This is a genomic window from Streptomyces sp. NPDC036764 (assembly GCF_055609385.1).
In genome coordinates, this window is record NZ_JBVJPT010000004.1 from 416107 (window position 1) to 432336 (window position 16230).

Here is a 16230-nt window from a genome sequence, read left to right on the forward strand (position 1 = left end):
GGCATCGAGGCGCCCGACAGGAGTGAAGCGGCTCCCATTCATACGGAGCCGGTCCCAGGGGTGTTCAGCCGTCCCGGAAATTGTTGAGAGATTCGTGAGAACGCTGTGTGCTCAACGGCCCCTGAAACACCAGGAGTTGTTGATCCCGTACGGCGGGTGAATGGGCAGGTCCGGTTTTACCGGCCATGGTCGAGATACGCGAGAACCGCCAGCACGCGACGGTTGTCGTCGTCCGACACCTCCAGGCCCAGTTTGGCGAAGATGTTGGCGGTGTGCTTGGCGATGGCCCGTTCCGTGACGACGAGCCGCTCGGCGATCGCCGCGTTCGTCCGCCCCTGCGCCATCAGCTCCAGCACCTCCGTCTCCCGGGGCGTGAGCCGCGCCAGCGGCTGGTCGTCGGCCGCGCGCCGGCTCAGCAACTGCTGGATCACCTGCGGGTCCATCGCGGTGCCGCCCGCCGCGACCCGCCGTACGGCGTCCACGAACTGGTCCGCGTCGAACACCCGGTCCTTCAGCAGATACCCCACCCCGCCGCTGCCGTCGGCGAGCAACTCCCGTGCGTAGAGCTGCTCCACGTGCTGCGACAGCACCAGCACCGGCAGCCCCGGCCTCCTGCGGCGGGCCTCCAGCGCGCACTGAAGGCCCTCGTCGGTGTTGGTCGGCGGCAGGCGTACGTCGACGACGGCGACGTCCGGCTCCAGCTCGGCCAGCGCGCGGGCCAGCTCGGGGCCGGTCTCGACGGCCGCCGCGATCTCGAAGTCGTAGGCCTGAAGGAGCCGGACGAGTCCGTCGCGCAGCAGGAACAGGTCTTCGGCTAGGACAACGCGCAAGGAATCTCCATGGTGACCATGGTGGGGCCGCCCGCGGGCGAGCTGACGGCCAGGACGCCGTCGAATGTACCCAGTCGCCGCTCGATGCCGGCGAGGCCCGAGCCGGCTCCGATCACCGCGCCGCCCTTGCCGTTGTCGGTGACGCCGACCCGCAGCATGTCGTCCGCGTGGTGCAGGTCGATCCAGATCCGGTCGGCGCCCGCGTGCTTGACGGCGTTGGTGAGCACCTCGCTGACGGCGAAGTACGCCGCCGACTCCACGGGCGCCTCCGCCCGCCCGGACAGCTCCACGTTCACCTCGGTCGCCACCGGCAGCCGCAGCGCCAACGCCCGTACGGCGTCGCCCAGTCCGCGCTCGGCGAGGACGGGCGGGTGGATGCCGCGCACCAGGTCGCGCAGCTCCGAGAGCGCGTCGGCGGACGACCGGCGGGCCTGGGCGACCAACTGCTTCGCCTTCTCCGGGTCCTTGTCGAGCAGCATCTCGATCGTCCCGAGGTCCATGCCCATCGCCACCAGCCGCGCCTGCGCCCCGTCGTGCAGATCCCGTTCGATACGCCGCAGTTCGGCGGCCGAGGTGTCGACCGCGTCCTGCCGCGTCTGGGTCAACACCCGCACGCGTTCGGCGAGTTCGCCCTGGTTGGAGCCGAGGACCGCCCGGGTGAGCCGGAAGTGCGCCTGGAGCAGGCGCGGGGTGTAGAAGTGGGCCAGGAAGAGCAGGCCGGCGCCCAGGGCGGCGGCGCCGAGCGCGGACGTCTGATCGGTGACCGGCACGAAGCCGTACCAGTACGTGCCGCCCGCGTCCGTGAAGACCCGCCACAGGCCCGCCGCGATCACGAACCCCTCCAGCGGGTAGAACAGCAGCACGGCCGGCAGCAGTGCGGTGAGGAACCCCGCCGTCATGTCGACCGGCAGCCACAGCAGGTCCCGCCAGGTCGCCGGGTCGCTCAGCATCCCGAAGGTGCGGGTCCACGGATTGGCGTCCTTCGGCAGCGGCCGGTACGCGGGCGGGATCCGCACCCCGCCCCACTCGGCCGCCAGGACCCGCCGCCAGTCGGCGAACGCCCGTACCCCCGTCAGCACCCACGGCGTCGTGACGATGCCGACGCCGATCGGTATCAGCGCGAGGGAGACGAGACAGAGGACGAGACAGAGGACGGATCCCGGCAGGGACACCAGCGCCAGCGCCAGCCCGCGCACCGCGGCGACCCCCATGCCCCGCGCCCTCGAACCGCTGCCGTTCTTGGTGTCGTTGGTCATGCCGTTCAGTCTCGCCGAGCCGGCGGCGGTGGTCACGGGGCCGGGCCCCCGGCTCAGGGGGTGGTGCCAGGTACACCCTCCCCGCCGCCCGCGAGCACCTTCGCCTCCACCTCCGGATCGAGGCCCTTGGAGGTACGGTCCTGCCGCATGGGCGCACTACCCCCGATGTCCTGCAGCCACCGCCAGGTGTCCGCGACGGTCTCCTCGACGGGCCGGCAGCGCAGCCCCGTCGCGAGCGCCCGGGACACGTCCGCGCCGTGCAGGGCGTCATGCATGTCGCTGCCCGGCGGTACCCACACCGGAAGCTGGGTCCAGGGTTCGATTCCCGCGTCCAGGATCGCCGCGGGCTCGGTCCAGCGGAGTTCCGCGGTGGGACCGGCCGCCCGCACGCAGGCGTCCAGCAGGTCGCCCATGGTCGTGTGTCCCTGGGGAGAGACCAGGGTGTACGGCCCGCTCAGCCCGCGCTCCACCGCGCCGAGGATCCACTGCGCGAGGTCACGGACGTCGATGTACTGGATCGGCAGGTCCCGCGGACCCGGCGCCAGAGTCGGCCCGCCGCGTGCCATCCGCCCCAGCCACCAGGGCAGCCGCCCGACGTTCTCGTACGGCCCGAGGATCAGCCCCGCCCGCACCAGCACCGAGGCCTCGGCCCCGAACGCCTCGACCGCCGCCAGCTCCCCGCCCCGCTTGTCCCGGGCGTAGTCGGTCTGTTCGGCGCCGGCCTCGGCGCCCTCGACCAGCGGCGCGTCCTCGGCATGCCCGGCGGGCGGGGCCCACGCGTACACCGAGCGGCTCGACACGTACACATACCGTCCGGCGCGGCCCCGCAGCAGCCGCGCCGCGTCCCGTACGGCGCGCGGCGCCGCCGACCAGGTGTCGACGACGGCGTCCCAGGTGCCTTCCGCGAGGGCGGAGAGACCCTCGGCCGCGGTGCGGTCGCCGTGCAGCGACCGCACCCCGGCGGGAGGTTCGTGCCGCCCCCGGTGGAAGACGGTGACGTCCCAGCCCCGCTCGAGGGCCGCCTCCACGACGGCCCGCCCCACGAACTCCGTACCACCCAGCATCAGCAGCCTCATGCCGCCGACTCTGCCCGGTACGGACGCGGGACGGAACAGGGCTCTGCCGTCAGCAGAAACCCCGTGGCCCCGGCGGGGGATCAGCGACCGGCCGGCGGGGCGTACTTGTACCCCACCCGGCGCACCGTCCGGATGGTGTCGCGGTGCTCGGCGCCCAGCTTGCGGCGCAGCCGGGCGATGTGGACGTCGACCGTACGGCCGTCCCCGACATGCCCGTAGCCCCACACGGTGGTGACGAGCTGGTCGCGGCTGTGCACGCGATGGGGGTTGGCCACCAGATGGGCGAGCAGCTCGAACTCCAGGTAGGTGAGGTCGAGTTCACGCCCGTCTACGGCAGCGGTGCGCCGCACGGAGTCGACCGTGACGAGCGGGTCGCCGTCGGCCTCGACGGGCACCGCGGCCGGCGGCTGCCGGTCGGCCGGGACGAGCACCAGGTAGCCGATCATCGGCGGCTGCCCCGGCAGCGTGGGCAGGGAGTGCTGGGGAGCGGGCAGCCAGGTGGCGCCCGGCGGCAGAAGGTCCGCGACGTCGATCACCTCGTCCCGGTCCACGGCACGCAGATGATGCCGTGGCGCGTTCGGAGCGGGGGAGTTGAGCGGGGCGGTGGACAGGGAACGAGTGGTCGCCATGAGAGGTCAGCTCTTTTCGCGCGAGAGGTCCGTCGTGGGGAGGAACGTCGTTCGCGCTGGCCGAAGGCCGGGGTGACGGCTTTAGAGGGCCCGCGCGTTCATCGCGCGGCAACACACCCGGTCGAAGTCGTGGTGCTGACGGGAAGGCCAGAAGGGCTCGAGGTCATGGCGACCTGTCGAGGAGTGCTTCTGGATGCTGGCCATGCCCCCATTGAAGCAGACAGTGCCCACGGAAAGGACCCTTCTCTCACTGGTCGGACGCTTCCTTGACGCCGATCCGGTGTCGCGTGCCTCACCCGATGGGGCGGACAGGCACCGGCACATGGCGAAGGGGCGCCCACCGACCGGTGGACGCCCCTTCACGGAGCCCTTCGCGACCCCGCCGGGATCAGACCTGGCCGGCCTTCTCCAGCGCGGAGCAGCAGGTGTCGACGAGCAGCCGCGTCACGACGTACGGGTCGACGTTGGCGTTCGGACGGCGGTCCTCGATGTAGCCCTTGCCGTCCTTCTCGACCTGCCACGGGATACGGACCGAGGCGCCGCGGTTGGAGACGCCGTAGGAGTACTCGTTCCACGGGGCGGTCTCGTGCAGACCGGTCAGGCGGTCGTCGATGCCGGCGCCGTAGTTCTTGACGTGGTCGAGCGGCTTGGAGCCCTCACCGAGCGACTCGGCGGCGGTGATGATCGCCTCGTAGGTCTCGCGCATCGCCTTGGTGGAGAAGTTGGTGTGCGCACCGGCGCCGTTCCAGTCGCCCTTCACCGGCTTCGGGTCCAGCGTCGCGGCGACGCCGAAGTCCTCGGCGGTGCGGTACAGCAGCCAGCGGGCCACCCACAGGTGGTCGGAGACCTCCAGCGGGGAGACCGGGCCGACCTGGAACTCCCACTGGCCGGGCATGACCTCGGCGTTGATGCCGGAGATGGCCAGGCCCGCCTCCAGGCAGTTGTCCAGGTGCGCCTCGACGACCTCACGGCCGAAGATCTCGTCGGCGCCGACACCGCAGTAGTAGCCGCCCTGCGGGGCCGGGAAGCCGCCCTTGGGGAAGCCGAGCGGGTAGCCGTCCTGGAAGAAGGTGTACTCCTGCTCGATGCCGAAGATCGGCTCCTGGGCGGCGAACTTCTCCGCCACCTCGGCCAGCGCGGCACGCGTGTTGGTCGGGTGCGGGGTGAAGTCGATGTTCAGGACCTCGCACAGCACGAGCACGTCGTCGCCGCCGCGGATCGGGTCCGGGCAGGTGAAGACCGGCTTGAGCACACAGTCCGAGGCGTGACCCTCGGCCTGGTTCGTGGAGGACCCGTCGAAGCCCCAGATCGGCAGCGCGTCCAGACCGGCGGGCTCACCCGCGATGATCTTCGTCTTGGAACGCAGCTTGGCCGTCGGCTCGGTGCCGTCGATCCAGATGTACTCAGCCTTGAAGGTCACGGGCCACATCCTTCGGGGGTGGGTCTAGGCGCACTTGCGGGTGCTGCGGCGCTGCGGCACTTCAGGCGCCGCGTTTGATGCCAGCGAGCCTGTCAACAGGCGATTTCCCGGTCATTGCTCCAATGTGAACCCCGTGTTACCTGGTGTTCGTGTGGCGCGATTCACGTGGTGAGCGGCCGGGCAAAGTCGACAGGGCGACATCCGGCGCCGGCGGCGGTACGGGGCGGGCGGCTCGTATGCGATGGGATTGCGCGCCGTGCCCGCACACGTACGCGGGCCCTGCCACTCGTGGCCGCGAGTGGCAGGGCTCATGACACGTACGAGGTCGATACTCCGAACCTCACCCCACCTTCTCGATCACCGCACGGCGGATCAGGAACTTGCCGGGCTCGCGCACCTGCTCGAAGGCCGCGTTGTTCAGCAGCACACAGCTACCGGAGACCGAGGTGACCTCCACCGTCGTGGACTTGTTGTTGTCCAGGTTGGTGACCTTCAGCTTGGTGCCGGCCGGGAACTGGTTGCTGGACGCGGCCGGAGCCCCGCCCTCGCCGGAGAGCGTGACGGTGGACCCGTTGCAGACCTGCTGCCCGGAAGCCGCGGCACCGCCGCCGTTCCCCGTGTTTCCGGCGTTGCCCGTGTTCGCGTTGCCCCCGGCGTTGCCGGCGCTGCCCGCGTTTCCGGTGTTCCCGGCGCCCGCGTTACCGGCGCCGCCCGCGGGAGCGCTCGGCTGTGCGGCCTGGGAGTCCTGAGCCGACTCCCCGGCAACGCAACCGGATGCTTCCTGCTGGACCTTGATCTGCGCGATGACCGCCTCGCGGTTGGCGATCCGGGCCGCCGACTGGGCGTCGGGACTGGCCTTCTGCCCGTCGATGAACTTCTGGTTGTTGCCGAGGGCGGTGGCGAGCCCCTGGCAGACGGTCGAGTCGGCGGCGGACTTGACCGTCGGCGCCTGTGAGGCGTTCGAGGTGCTCGCCATGACAAAGGCACCGCCGCCTGCCACCGTCGCCGCACTGACCAGCAGAGCGATCTTCTTCTTCGTGCCGAGAGTTCTCCTGCGCGACATGCGCGCCTCCTGAGCGGTAGGGGAGCGTACGCCGCTATGTACGAGATACCGAACGGGGTTACTCAGCGGTTACGGGAGCCACTGAAGTAACGTGCGTCACACTCCGCCTGACGGAGTCTCAGCTCTTGCGGGACAGGGCGTCCTGGACGGCCTCTTCGGTGCGTCCGACGACGGCCGTACCGTCGTCCGCGGTGATGATCGGCCGCTGGATCAGCTTCGGGTGCTCGGCGAGTGCCTTCACCCATCGGTCTCGCGAGTTCTCGTCCCGCGCCCAGTCCTTGACCCCGAGCTCCTTGGCGGCGGCCTCCTGGGTCCGGGTGATGTCCCACGGTTCGAGTCCCAGCCGGTCCAGCACCTGGCGGATCTCGTCCTCGCTCGGGACGTCCTCCAGATAGCGGCGGACGGTGTAGTCGGCCCCCTCGGCGTCGAGCAACGTGAGGGCGCTGCGGCACTTGGAACAGGCCGGATTGATCCAGATCTCCATGCGGCCCACGCTATCCGGCCGCGGCGAGGCGCCCCCTCGGGGCCCTCCGTCGGAGGTGGCGTGTTCGAATTCTCCGGCGCCTCTCACGTACCCCCTGGATCCGGTGTGACACGGCGACAGTTTCGTTGCTGACCTGGGGATTTCCTGGCCGTATCAGGTTCCCCGATTGTCAGTGGCGGGCACTAAACTGTAAGCAGTGTTCGAGAGTGCCACCGGGGAACCCGGCCGGCGCTCGACCGCGACAGGAGGATGCCTGTGCCCGCTGCCGCACTGAAGGCGAAGCCGACCCGCAAGCCGCTGCCCACCCAGTCCACCGCCAAGCACCCGGTCCTGCTCGACCTGCCGTACGCACCGGTGGAGAAGCGACCGCTGCCGCCGGGGCGCCCGCGCGAGTGGTACGTCACCCACAACCGCCGTCTCAAGGCCATGCGCCTTGCGATAGCGCTCCTCGACTCGGGCGTCTACATGCCGAACCAGGCGCGCAACGAGACGATCAGGACCGCCGCGGAGACGATCGGCGTCCACCCGCCGTCGGACACGACGTGCCACATGGTCCGGGCGCTCATGAGGTATTCGAGGTAGGCCGGGGCACCGGGTGCGCCGCGTTGTCGGGCGCGCCCGGTGTCAGCCCGACGTCCCCTTCGGTCCGAGGGCTGCCTTCGGTCCGAGGGGTGCCTTCAGCCCTACGACCCCTTTCCGGCCGACAGTTCCTTCTCCACCGGAGTCCGGAACCGGGGCGTCACCCGAGCCGCCCCCACCCACCCCTGCAACCGCTCGGCCTCCACCGAGACCGCCGCCTCGGCCGCGTGCCGCTCCGCGTTCCCGAGGTCCTCCAGCAGTTGCCAGACGATCTCGCCGTCCCCTCGCTGGGCCCATCCGCCCACGACACGGCCGTTCCACCACACCGTCGGGCCCACGTTGCCGCTCCTGTCGAACAGTGACGGCCGCAGCTCCGGCGCCAGATACCAGTCCCGCTGCTGCCACCCCATCGCCGTGGGGTCGAGCCCGGGCAGCAGCGCCGCCCACGGCTGCGCGGGGCCGTCCACCGGACCGGCATCACCCTCGACGACGTACCCCTTCCCCTCGTCCAGGGACACGGCCTCGGCCCCGATCGCCGTCAGCGCCCGGCGCACCTCGGTCACCCGCCATCCGGTCCACCACTTCAGGTCGGCCTCCGTCGCGGGCCCGCACACCGTCAGCCAGCGCCGCAGGAGCTCCGCCTGGGCGCCGGCCACGTCCAGCTCGGGATGCTCGGGCGCGACGGCCCACCGGAACTGGGAGGACGTCCAGGAGCCCAGCGGCCGGCCGCGCACGACCCTGCCCTCGACGCCCAGCACTCGAAGCAGCCGCGTCGAGACGGTGTGCACGCCCTCGTAGCTCTTTCCGGCCGCGTACACGAACTGCTCGCGCAACCGCGGCTCGTCCTGGGCGAGTTCGGCCGCCGTGGCCTGTCCGCGCCGGGCGAGCGCGGCGAGCGCCGACTCCTCGACCTGCGCCAGCCAGGCCGCGTCCGGCGCCCCGGCCTTCGCCATGTCCTTGATCAGCGAGGCGCGCTCCCGGGCGGCGACCGTGAGGCCCGTCGAGGCGTGCACCACGGCCGTCAGCTCCGTGGGGAAGACGAACACGGTGTGCCGCATGCCGTGCATCCGCACCAGCGCCCGGTCCTCGTACAGCGCCCGCTCGGTCTGTGCCACGGTCTTCGCGGGATCGGCCAGCCGTGCGCCGACGGCCAGGTACACGGTCGCCGGATCGGAGCCGTGCAGTGCGACGAGCGTGTCGGCGATCGCGGCCGGCTCCTGCGCCCGGGCCGCGCCGGCCAGCCGGTGCCGCAGCCCCAGCCGAGCCCGCCGCTCCGCCACCCCGATGTACCGCGTCCCGTCACTCATCCCGGCCTCCACCCGTCACACCGTCGCTCCGCCGCCGCGTCGAACCGTCCGGCCGCCCTGCCCACACACCACTGCCCGCATCCTCCCGGACCCCACTGACAACGACCCGTCTGCGCCCTGCCCCGCCCCCTCGCAACCCCACGCACCCACATCCGTCACCGTCCCCCGTGGCCCACCTCCGCCGTCACTCACCTCTGTCACCCACCCCCGTCACCCATCCCCGTCCCTCCTCCGTCACCCGAAGTGCCTCCCCGACATGCGGATACTCCCCGCCGCGCTTTGACTGCGATCAGGAGCGGGGGACCTCGCCCCCAACGTGCGACGTGGCAGCGGGAGGTGCGATGGGCAGGTTCGGCGTGCGACAGCCGCGGTACACGTCGGTCCGACACGGGGCCGTCGTCTCATGACGAGCCCGACCACCCCCGCCGACCGGTTCCTGCGCGGCAAGGCGGCCCGTAAGCGCGCCCCGCGTTCCGCGCACGCCGCCTGGATCCCGTCCGTCGACCGCCCCGACCCCGTCGCCGTACTGGAGCGTCAGGGCCGCGACCGGCTGCCGGAACTGCTGCCGATCAGATACGGGCGGATGGCGGCGTCGCCGTTCGCCTTCCTGCGCGGCGCCGCCGCCGTGATGGCCGCCGACCTCGCCGCGGCCCCGCACACCGGCCTCACCGTGCAGCTCTGCGGCGACGCCCACCTGCTCAACTTCGGCCTGTACGCCTCCCCGGAACGCGCGCTGCTCTTCGACCTCAACGACTTCGACGAGACGTTCCCCGGCCCGTTCGAGTGGGACGTCAAACGGCTCGCCACCTCGGTCGCCGTGGCGGCCCGCGAGAACGGCCACCCGGATCCCAAGGTCGCCCGCGCGGCCCAGGAGGCCGCCGCCGCGTACCGCACCGCGATGCGCCGGCTGGCCCGGCGCGGCGAGCTCGACGTCTGGTACACGCGCATCGAGGCCGACCAGCTCCTGCCCGTGATCCGATCCAAGCGACGGCACCACGGTTTCGAGGCCAGCCTCGGCCGTGCGCGCCGCCGCACCAGCCTGCGGGCCTTCGGCAAGCTGACCGAGACCGTCGACGGGCGCCGGCGCATCATCCACGACCCACCGCTCCTCGAACGCGCCGGCACCTCAGACATGGCCGCCCTGCGCAAGATCTTCAGCGACTACCGCTCGACCCTCTCCGAGGAGCGCCGCCTGCTCCTGGACCGCTACCGCTTCGTCGACGCCGCCCGCAAGGTCGTCGGCGTCGGCAGTGTCGGCCTGCGCTGCTTCATCGTGCTGCTCGCCGGCCGCGACGCCGGCGACCCGCTGTTCCTCCAGGTCAAGGAGGCCCGGCAGTCCGTACTGGAGGAGCATCTGCCGAGCGGGCCGTACGTCCACCACGGGCATCGCGTCGTCGCCGGGCAGCGGCTGTTGCAGGCCGCCGGCGACATCTTCCTGGGCTGGATGTCGGGGCCGCAGGGGCGCGCGTTCTACTGGCGCCAGTTGCGCGACACGAAGGGCTCGGCGGACGTGGCCTCGATGGGCCCGCAGGACCTGTTCTCCTACGCCAGGCTGTGCGGCAGCGCCCTCGCCCGGGCCCACGCCCGCTCCGGCGACCGCATCGCCATCGCCGGCTACCTCGGCGGCGGAGACTCCTTCGATCGCGCGATGGCCGACTTCGCGCTCGCGTACGCCGACCAGACCACCAACGACCACCATGCCCTGAGCGCGGCCGTGGAGGCGGGCGTGGTCAGGGCCGCACCCGGCACCTGACCTCCGTCGGCCGTGCCCCTGGCTCCCGACGGTGCGGTCAGGCGCCGTCGAGGTCGGCGACGGTGCGCCCCTACGGAAGCTGCTCGGCCGGCCATGTCCGGGGCGCCGTCCACCCCCGGTCACCGAGCCCGGCCAGTACGGCCGTCACGAACTCCCTTCGGTCCTCGGCGTGTTCGCTGAACCACAGCCCCAGCATGTGCTGCGCGCCGGGCACGTCGAACCGGGTGAACCGCGCCTGCGCGGCCAGGGCGTCCTGTACCGCCTCGGTCACCTCCGGCGGGATGATCGCGTCCGTCTCCGGCACCGCGAGCACCGCTCGCCCCTCGTACGCCCGCAGCACGTCCAGCGCGGGGGCCCCGCGCCAGCCGTCCGGCCTGCGGATGATCTCGCTGAACCGGCCGTCCCCCTCGCCGAAGGGCACATCCCACGCCTCCTCGGCGTATACGGCCGGCGCGCACAGCCCCACCGCCGCCACGCGCTTGCCGTAGTGCGCGACGAGATCCGTCACCGTCTGCCCGCTCATGCTGAACCCGACGACGACCAGCGGGCCGTCCGCCGGCACGTGTGCGTCGATGACCGCGACCGCCTGCTCGAAGCGCCGGCGCAGGCTCAACTCCCGCAGTTCGCCGCTGCTCTCGCCGTGACCGGAGAAGTCGAAGGCGAGCCCGCGGCAGCCCCGGGACACGAACTCGGCCAGCATCGGGAGGAGCCGTTCCTTGCTGCCGATGCCCGCGCCGTGCAGCAGTACCGCCGTGGCCGTACCGGGGTCTGCGGTGGCACCGCCGTAGACCCCGCTGAGGAGTTCGCCGTCGTGGGCGTAAGAGAAGGACGAGAGCTCGGTCATGCGCTCCATTCATTCACACGGGGCACCGGCCGAACTCCCGCCCCCGGAAAAGGAGATGCACACGCGGTGACCGGCTCCCTACCCTGGACATGCGTAACGGAGCTGTTCACGCCGCTTCTCGCAGGGAAGGCGTCACCCTGCGGACTCGGGGCTACTCTCTACGCACCGACGGACGGCCGCCCATCCCCCAGCGCCCCGTCGGGGAGATTCACGCACCGCTCAGTACCGACCCACGCTCACGGAGGCCCGTGATGGGCACCATCGTCATGTCCGGGACCGTCGTCCTGGTGATCCTAGGATTTGGAAACCACGTCTACTGGCTGGCCGCGGTCGCTGTGCTCTTCCTCTACCTCCAGTACGGCCGGAGCTCCTCCGCGCCCGGCGGCGGGCCCGGGGGAGGGGCCGGCGGAAGGGCCGGCGGCGGGTCCTCGTCCGCAGGCTCGATGCCCGCGGACTACCGCTCCTACCGCGACCGCCGCGACATGCAGGCCAAGTGGGAGCGCCGCTACCGCCGCGAGCGCCCCCTGGAGGCCCGTCGTCAGGAGCGCGAGAAGAGCAAGTGAGACCACCTGTGGTGGTGACCCGAGGTTGAGGGTGCCCCCGGTCACAGGCCGGGGGCACCCCACACGGGGAACCAGCGGTTCAGGTCCTGCTCGATCCGCAGGTCGCCCGCCAGCGCGGCCTTCACCCGCAGCTCCAGCGGGTTGTCGCGCCGCTCCGCCGTGCCGGGCAGCGGCGCGAAGGGGTAGAAGGTGCCGCGCTTGTAGAGATAGACGAGCGCGAGGCGCCGCCCTTGCCCGCCCTCCTCGGCCCCCTGTTCCTCGAATCCCACCAGCGAGCACAGCAGTTGCGGGCCGAAGCCGTTGACCTCCATCGCGCTGTTCACCGCGTGCAGATCGTTGACCAGGTCCGGCAGTTGACCGGGCGAGCGCTGGGAGACCAGCCACGAGTAGCCGTAGTCGTCCCGCGTCAGCCGCACCGGCCGGCCCTCGCGTTCGGCGTCCGCGTCGAGCAGCGCCTGGACCTCGCGATGCGTCTGGTCGAAGGCCGCGCCCTCGACCGTGGCGAAGCACACCGCCCCGCTGCCCGTCGGCCGGAACCCGGCCGCCGCCTCCAGCGTCACCGCCGCCGACGGCAGCGCGAAGAGCCGGTCGAGATCGGGCGCGACGGGCTTCGTACGGCCGAGGAGGATGTCCAGCAGCCCCATCTCACGCCCCTCCGGGAGTCGCGGCCTCGCCCAGCTCGGTGGAGATCTGCCCGAGCTGGTCGAGCCGCTGCTCCAGGCTCGGGTGGGTGGAGAAGAGCTGCGCGATGCCGGGGTCACGGCCCAGCGCCGGCGTGAAGTAGAAGGCGTTGAAGGCCTGGGCCGTCCGCAGGTCCTTCGTCGGGATCCTGGCTATGTCCCCGGAGACCTTGGTCAGCGCGGACGCCAGGGCCGAGGGCCGCCCGGTGAGCAGTGCCGCGGCCCGGTCGGCGGCGAGTTCCCGGTACCGGGACAGGGCCCGGATCAACAGGAAGCTGATCGCGTACACGGCCGCCGACACCCCGAGCACCGCGGCGAAGATCACCGCGGTGTTCTGGTCCCGGCGCCCACCACCGAAGAGCTGCGAGTAGAAGGCGAACCGCACGATCAGCCCCGCGATCACGCCGAGGAACGACGCGACGGTGATCACCGCGACGTCCTTGTGCGCCACGTGCGACAGCTCGTGCGCGAGCACACCCTCCAGCTCGTCGGGCTCCAGCCGCCGCAGCAGCCCCGTGGTCACACAGACCACGGCGTGATCGGCGTTGCGCCCGGTCGCGAACGCGTTCGGCATATCCATGTCCGACACCGCGACGACGGGCTTCGGCATGTCGGCGATGGCGCACAGCCGGTCCACGACGCCGTGCAGCTCGGGATACTCCTCCCGCTCCACGACCCGCCCGTGCATCGCAAACAGCGCGACCCGGTCGGAGAACCAGTACTGGGCACCCAGCAGCCCCGCCGCCACGACCACCACGAGCACCCAGGACTTCAGCAGCACGATCAGCGCGACGACGAAACCCACGTACAACAACCCGAGCAGAAACAGCGTGACCCCCATACGCGCGGTCAACCGCCGGTCACTCCGGAAGCGGCTCTGCATCTTGCACCACCCCGCACTCAGGCACTCGTCCCACTGCCCAGTGTGCATCCAAGGCGTGCCATGAAGCGGTCCCGAAGGCCCCTAGGAGCGGCAAAGGGTCCCTATGGATTCGGGCAGCCCGGCCATCAGCCATGGATTCCGGCAACCCGGCCTCAGCGGCCGCGTGCCGGCCGAGGGGCCCCACCGCTGCACGGCCCGCCCAGCCCGGCTGCGCAGCTTCGGATCCGGATCCTCGATCGGGACAGGGCTGGGTCGTGCGAAATAGCGCGCAGCCTCCCGGTCGGCGCTGTGCCTGTGTGCCTAGTAGGGCGCTCGGAAGTTGATATACCCCAGCAGCACGATCACCGCGGCCACGCAGCCGAGGACCACCGCCGTCGACACCCACGACGAGCGCCGTCGGGACCCGACATGCTCCGGGTCGGCGCGGAAGGGCTGCGGCTCGGGCGGGTTCTCCTTCCAGCGGGCGGCGAGCATACGGGCCCGCGCCGAGGGCTCCTTGTGCTCGGCGTTGTCCGCCCACCTCAGGTCGAACTCGCGCTCGTGATCGTCCTGTTCGCGCTCAGGCATCCCGTCCACCCCCGTGTCGTCTCCTCGGCAGAATAGAACATACGCCCGCGCCCCCGCCGTCGATACGACAGCGGGGGCGCGGGCGCGGTTGCCTCGGTCAGGCGTCGATCACACGTCGAAGTACAGCTCGAACTCGTGCGGGTGCGGACGGAGCTGGAGCGGGGCGATCTCGTTCGTGCGCTTGTAGTCGATCCACGTCTCGATCAGGTCCGGCGTGAAGACGTCGCCCTGGAGGAGGAACTCGTGGTCGGCCTCGAGGCGGTCGAGGACGGCCGGGAGGGAGGTCGGGACCTGCGCGACGTTCGCGTGCTCCTCGGGAGCAAGCTCGTAGAGGTCCTTGTCGATCGGCTCGGCCGGCTCGATCTTGTTCTTGATGCCGTCCAGACCCGCGAGCAGCAGGGCCGAGAAGGCCAGGTACGGGTTGCCGGAGGAGTCGGGCGCGCGGAACTCGACGCGCTTGGCCTTCGGGTTGGAGCCCGTGATCGGGATACGCATCGCGGCGGAGCGGTTGCGCTGCGAGTACACCAGGTTGATCGGCGCCTCGAAGCCCGGCACCAGACGGTGGTACGAGTTCACCGTCGGGTTGGTGAAGGCGAGCAGCGACGGGGCGTGCTTGAGGATGCCGCCGATGTAGTAGCGGGCGGTGTCCGACAGGCCCGCGTAACCGGCCTCGTCGTAGAAGAGCGGCTGGCCGCCGGTCCACAGCGACTGGTGGACGTGCATGCCCGAGCCGTTGTCACCGAAGATCGGCTTCGGCATGAAGGTCGCGGTCTTGCCGTTGCGCCAGGCGACGTTCTTCACGATGTACTTGAAGAGCTGAAGGTCGTCGGCGGCGGCGAGCAGCGTGTTGAACTTGTAGTTGATCTCGGCCTGGCCGGCGGTGCCCACCTCGTGGTGCTGGCGCTCGACCTGGAGGCCGGAGGCGGCAAGCTCCAGGGAGATCTCGGCGCGCAGGTCGGCGAAGTGGTCGACCGGCGGGGCCGGGAAGTAACCGCCCTTGTAGCGGACCTTGTAACCGCGGTTGTCCTCCAGCGCGCCCGTGTTCCAGGCACCCGCCTCGGAGTCGATGTGGTAGTACGCCTCGTTCTCGGCGGTCTTGAAGCGCACGCTGTCGAAGACGTAGAACTCGGCCTCGGGGCCGAAGTACGCGGTGTCGGCGATACCGGTGGAGGCGAGGTATGCCTCCGCCTTCTTCGCCACGTTCCGCGGGTCACGGGAGTACTGCTCGCCCGTGATCGGGTCGTGGATGAAGAAGTTGATGTTGACCGTCTTGTCGCGGCGGAACGGGTCGACGCGCGCGGTGGACAGGTCGGCGCGGAGCGCCATGTCGGACTCGTGGATGGCCTGGAAGCCCCGGATCGAGGAGCCGTCGAACGCGAGCTCCTCGGCCGGGTCGAAGGCCGTGGCCGGGATCGTGAAGTGCTGCATCACGCCCGGCAGGTCGCAGAACCGGACGTCGACGAACTTGACGTCCTCGTCCGCGATGAACTTCTTGGCCTCGTCAGCGTTCTGGAACATCCAGCTCCTCCTACTCCCGGCCCGTCCGTGCCGGGGTGGTAGTTCGTTCGTGCGGCCAGTGCGGTGGCACACGCTGACCTCGACCCTAGGGACGGGTGATTTCTCGGGCGTGACCCATTTGTTTCGCACACGTTAACCGGACATCCCACACCTCACCCCTCCTGTCCACATCGCAAAACGGGCACAGTACCGTGGTCGCGTGGACAAGAGGCAAGCAATCGGATCCTGGCTCTCGGGCCCCCGCGCGGCCGCCGAGGAAGCCGGTGTCGACTTCGGATACAGGGGTCAGCAGCTCGGCCTCCCGGAGGAGGGGCCGGGTTCCGTCGCCCGCCCCGGGCGACGGCTCGGAGCACTCGCCGTGGACTGGGGCCTCTGTGTCTTGATCGCATACGGTCTCATCACCGACGGCTACGGCCAGGCGACCAGCAACTGGGCCCTGCTGCTGTTCTTCGTGCTGGGCGTCCTGACCGTCGGCACGGTCGGCTTCACTCCGGGCAAGCGCCTCTTCGGCCTGCGTGTGGTCGCCCTGGACACCGGCACGGTCAACCCGCTGCGCGCCCTGCTGCGCACGGCCCTGCTGTGCGTCGCCGTCCCGGCCCTGATCTGGGACCGCGACGGCCGGGGCCTGCACGACCGGCTGGCCCGTACCGTGGAAGTCCGCATCTGACGGCGGTACGACGAAGACGGCGGTACGACGAAGACGGCGGTACGACGAAGACGGCGGTACGACGAAGACGGCGGTACGACGAAGACGGCGGTACGACGAAGACGGCGGTAC

Annotated in this window: 17 protein-coding genes; 4 read left to right on the forward strand and 13 right to left on the reverse strand. The window is 71.0% G+C overall.

The annotated features are described in order from the left end of the window. Positions 1 to 176: 176 nt before the first annotated feature. From ACZ69Q_RS20105 to ACZ69Q_RS20135, 7 genes are all read right to left on the reverse strand, one after another. On the reverse strand, positions 177 to 830 hold the full coding sequence (locus tag ACZ69Q_RS20105; RefSeq protein ID WP_471043477.1) for a LuxR C-terminal-related transcriptional regulator: 654 nt from the start codon (positions 828 to 830) through the stop codon (positions 177 to 179). Beyond that, positions 815 to 2086: a sensor histidine kinase gene (locus ACZ69Q_RS20110; protein ID WP_471043480.1), complete on the reverse strand. Its 1272-nt coding sequence runs from the start codon at positions 2084 to 2086 to the stop codon at positions 815 to 817. The genes ACZ69Q_RS20105 and ACZ69Q_RS20110 overlap by 16 nt, the downstream gene beginning before the upstream one ends. A gap of 53 nt (positions 2087 to 2139) precedes the next feature. Continuing rightward, a complete protein-coding gene (locus ACZ69Q_RS20115) occupies positions 2140 to 3162 on the reverse strand; it encodes an SDR family oxidoreductase (RefSeq protein WP_471043482.1) in 1023 nt (340 codons plus the stop codon). 80 nt (positions 3163 to 3242) lie between these two features. Then, the gene (locus tag ACZ69Q_RS20120) at positions 3243 to 3791 is read right to left on the reverse strand and encodes a winged helix-turn-helix domain-containing protein (protein ID WP_471043485.1); all 549 of its coding nucleotides are present in this window, start codon (positions 3789 to 3791) and stop codon (positions 3243 to 3245) included. 388 nt (positions 3792 to 4179) lie between these two features. Continuing rightward, positions 4180 to 5211 carry a glutamine synthetase gene (gene glnII, locus ACZ69Q_RS20125; protein WP_471043488.1) on the reverse strand — a complete coding sequence of 344 codons (1032 nt, stop codon included), beginning with the start codon at positions 5209 to 5211 and terminating at the stop codon, positions 4180 to 4182. 340 nt (positions 5212 to 5551) lie between these two features. After that, entirely contained in the window at positions 5552 to 6274 is a 723-nt protein-coding gene (locus tag ACZ69Q_RS20130) for an RlpA-like double-psi beta-barrel domain-containing protein (protein ID WP_471043490.1), read from the reverse strand. Between the two features lie 118 nt (positions 6275 to 6392). Further along, a complete protein-coding gene (locus ACZ69Q_RS20135) occupies positions 6393 to 6758 on the reverse strand; it encodes an arsenate reductase family protein (RefSeq protein WP_471043493.1) in 366 nt (121 codons plus the stop codon). 255 nt (positions 6759 to 7013) lie between these two features. Here ACZ69Q_RS20135 and ACZ69Q_RS20140 point away from each other — a divergent pair, with 255 nt between their 5' ends. Beyond that, a complete protein-coding gene (locus ACZ69Q_RS20140; protein ID WP_380865109.1) occupies positions 7014 to 7340 on the forward strand; it encodes a hypothetical protein in 327 nt (108 codons plus the stop codon). 101 nt (positions 7341 to 7441) lie between these two features. Here ACZ69Q_RS20140 and ACZ69Q_RS20145 read toward each other — a convergent pair whose 3' ends face one another. Further along, complete coding sequence (locus ACZ69Q_RS20145; protein ID WP_471043496.1) at positions 7442 to 8644, reverse strand: winged helix DNA-binding domain-containing protein; 1203 nt, start codon at positions 8642 to 8644, stop codon at positions 7442 to 7444. Positions 8645 to 9047: 403 nt separating this feature from the next. Between ACZ69Q_RS20145 and ACZ69Q_RS20150 the strand changes: the two genes are divergently transcribed. Next, positions 9048 to 10397, forward strand: a complete 1350-nt coding sequence (locus tag ACZ69Q_RS20150; RefSeq protein WP_471043499.1) for a DUF2252 domain-containing protein — start codon at positions 9048 to 9050, stop codon at positions 10395 to 10397. A 70-nt stretch (positions 10398 to 10467) separates the two neighbouring features. Here the strand turns inward: ACZ69Q_RS20150 and ACZ69Q_RS20155 are convergent, their stop codons facing one another. Further along, positions 10468 to 11241, reverse strand: coding sequence for an alpha/beta hydrolase (locus tag ACZ69Q_RS20155; RefSeq protein WP_471043501.1), 774 nt, complete (start codon positions 11239 to 11241; stop codon positions 10468 to 10470). A 251-nt stretch (positions 11242 to 11492) separates the two neighbouring features. Between ACZ69Q_RS20155 and ACZ69Q_RS20160 the strand changes: the two genes are divergently transcribed. Beyond that, positions 11493 to 11804, forward strand: a complete 312-nt coding sequence (locus tag ACZ69Q_RS20160) for a hypothetical protein (protein ID WP_471043504.1) — start codon at positions 11493 to 11495, stop codon at positions 11802 to 11804. A gap of 41 nt (positions 11805 to 11845) precedes the next feature. Here ACZ69Q_RS20160 and pspAB read toward each other — a convergent pair whose 3' ends face one another. The 4 genes from pspAB to glnA form a co-directional block, all read right to left on the reverse strand. Next, entirely contained in the window at positions 11846 to 12448 is a 603-nt protein-coding gene (pspAB, locus tag ACZ69Q_RS20165; RefSeq protein ID WP_471043507.1) for a PspA-associated protein PspAB, read from the reverse strand. Between the two features lies 1 nt (position 12449). Beyond that, positions 12450 to 13367, reverse strand: a complete 918-nt coding sequence (gene htpX / locus ACZ69Q_RS20170; RefSeq protein WP_471043509.1) for a zinc metalloprotease HtpX — start codon at positions 13365 to 13367, stop codon at positions 12450 to 12452. A 300-nt stretch (positions 13368 to 13667) separates the two neighbouring features. Beyond that, entirely contained in the window at positions 13668 to 13934 is a 267-nt protein-coding gene (locus tag ACZ69Q_RS20175; RefSeq protein ID WP_471043512.1) for an SCO2583/SCO2584 N-terminal domain-containing protein, read from the reverse strand. 108 nt (positions 13935 to 14042) lie between these two features. After that, positions 14043 to 15452, reverse strand: a complete 1410-nt coding sequence (gene glnA / locus ACZ69Q_RS20180; protein WP_471043515.1) for a type I glutamate--ammonia ligase — start codon at positions 15450 to 15452, stop codon at positions 14043 to 14045. 199 nt (positions 15453 to 15651) lie between these two features. Here glnA and ACZ69Q_RS20185 point away from each other — a divergent pair, with 199 nt between their 5' ends. Further along, on the forward strand, positions 15652 to 16119 hold the full coding sequence (locus ACZ69Q_RS20185) for an RDD family protein (protein WP_471043517.1): 468 nt from the start codon (positions 15652 to 15654) through the stop codon (positions 16117 to 16119). The last annotated feature ends 111 nt before the right edge of the window (positions 16120 to 16230 follow it).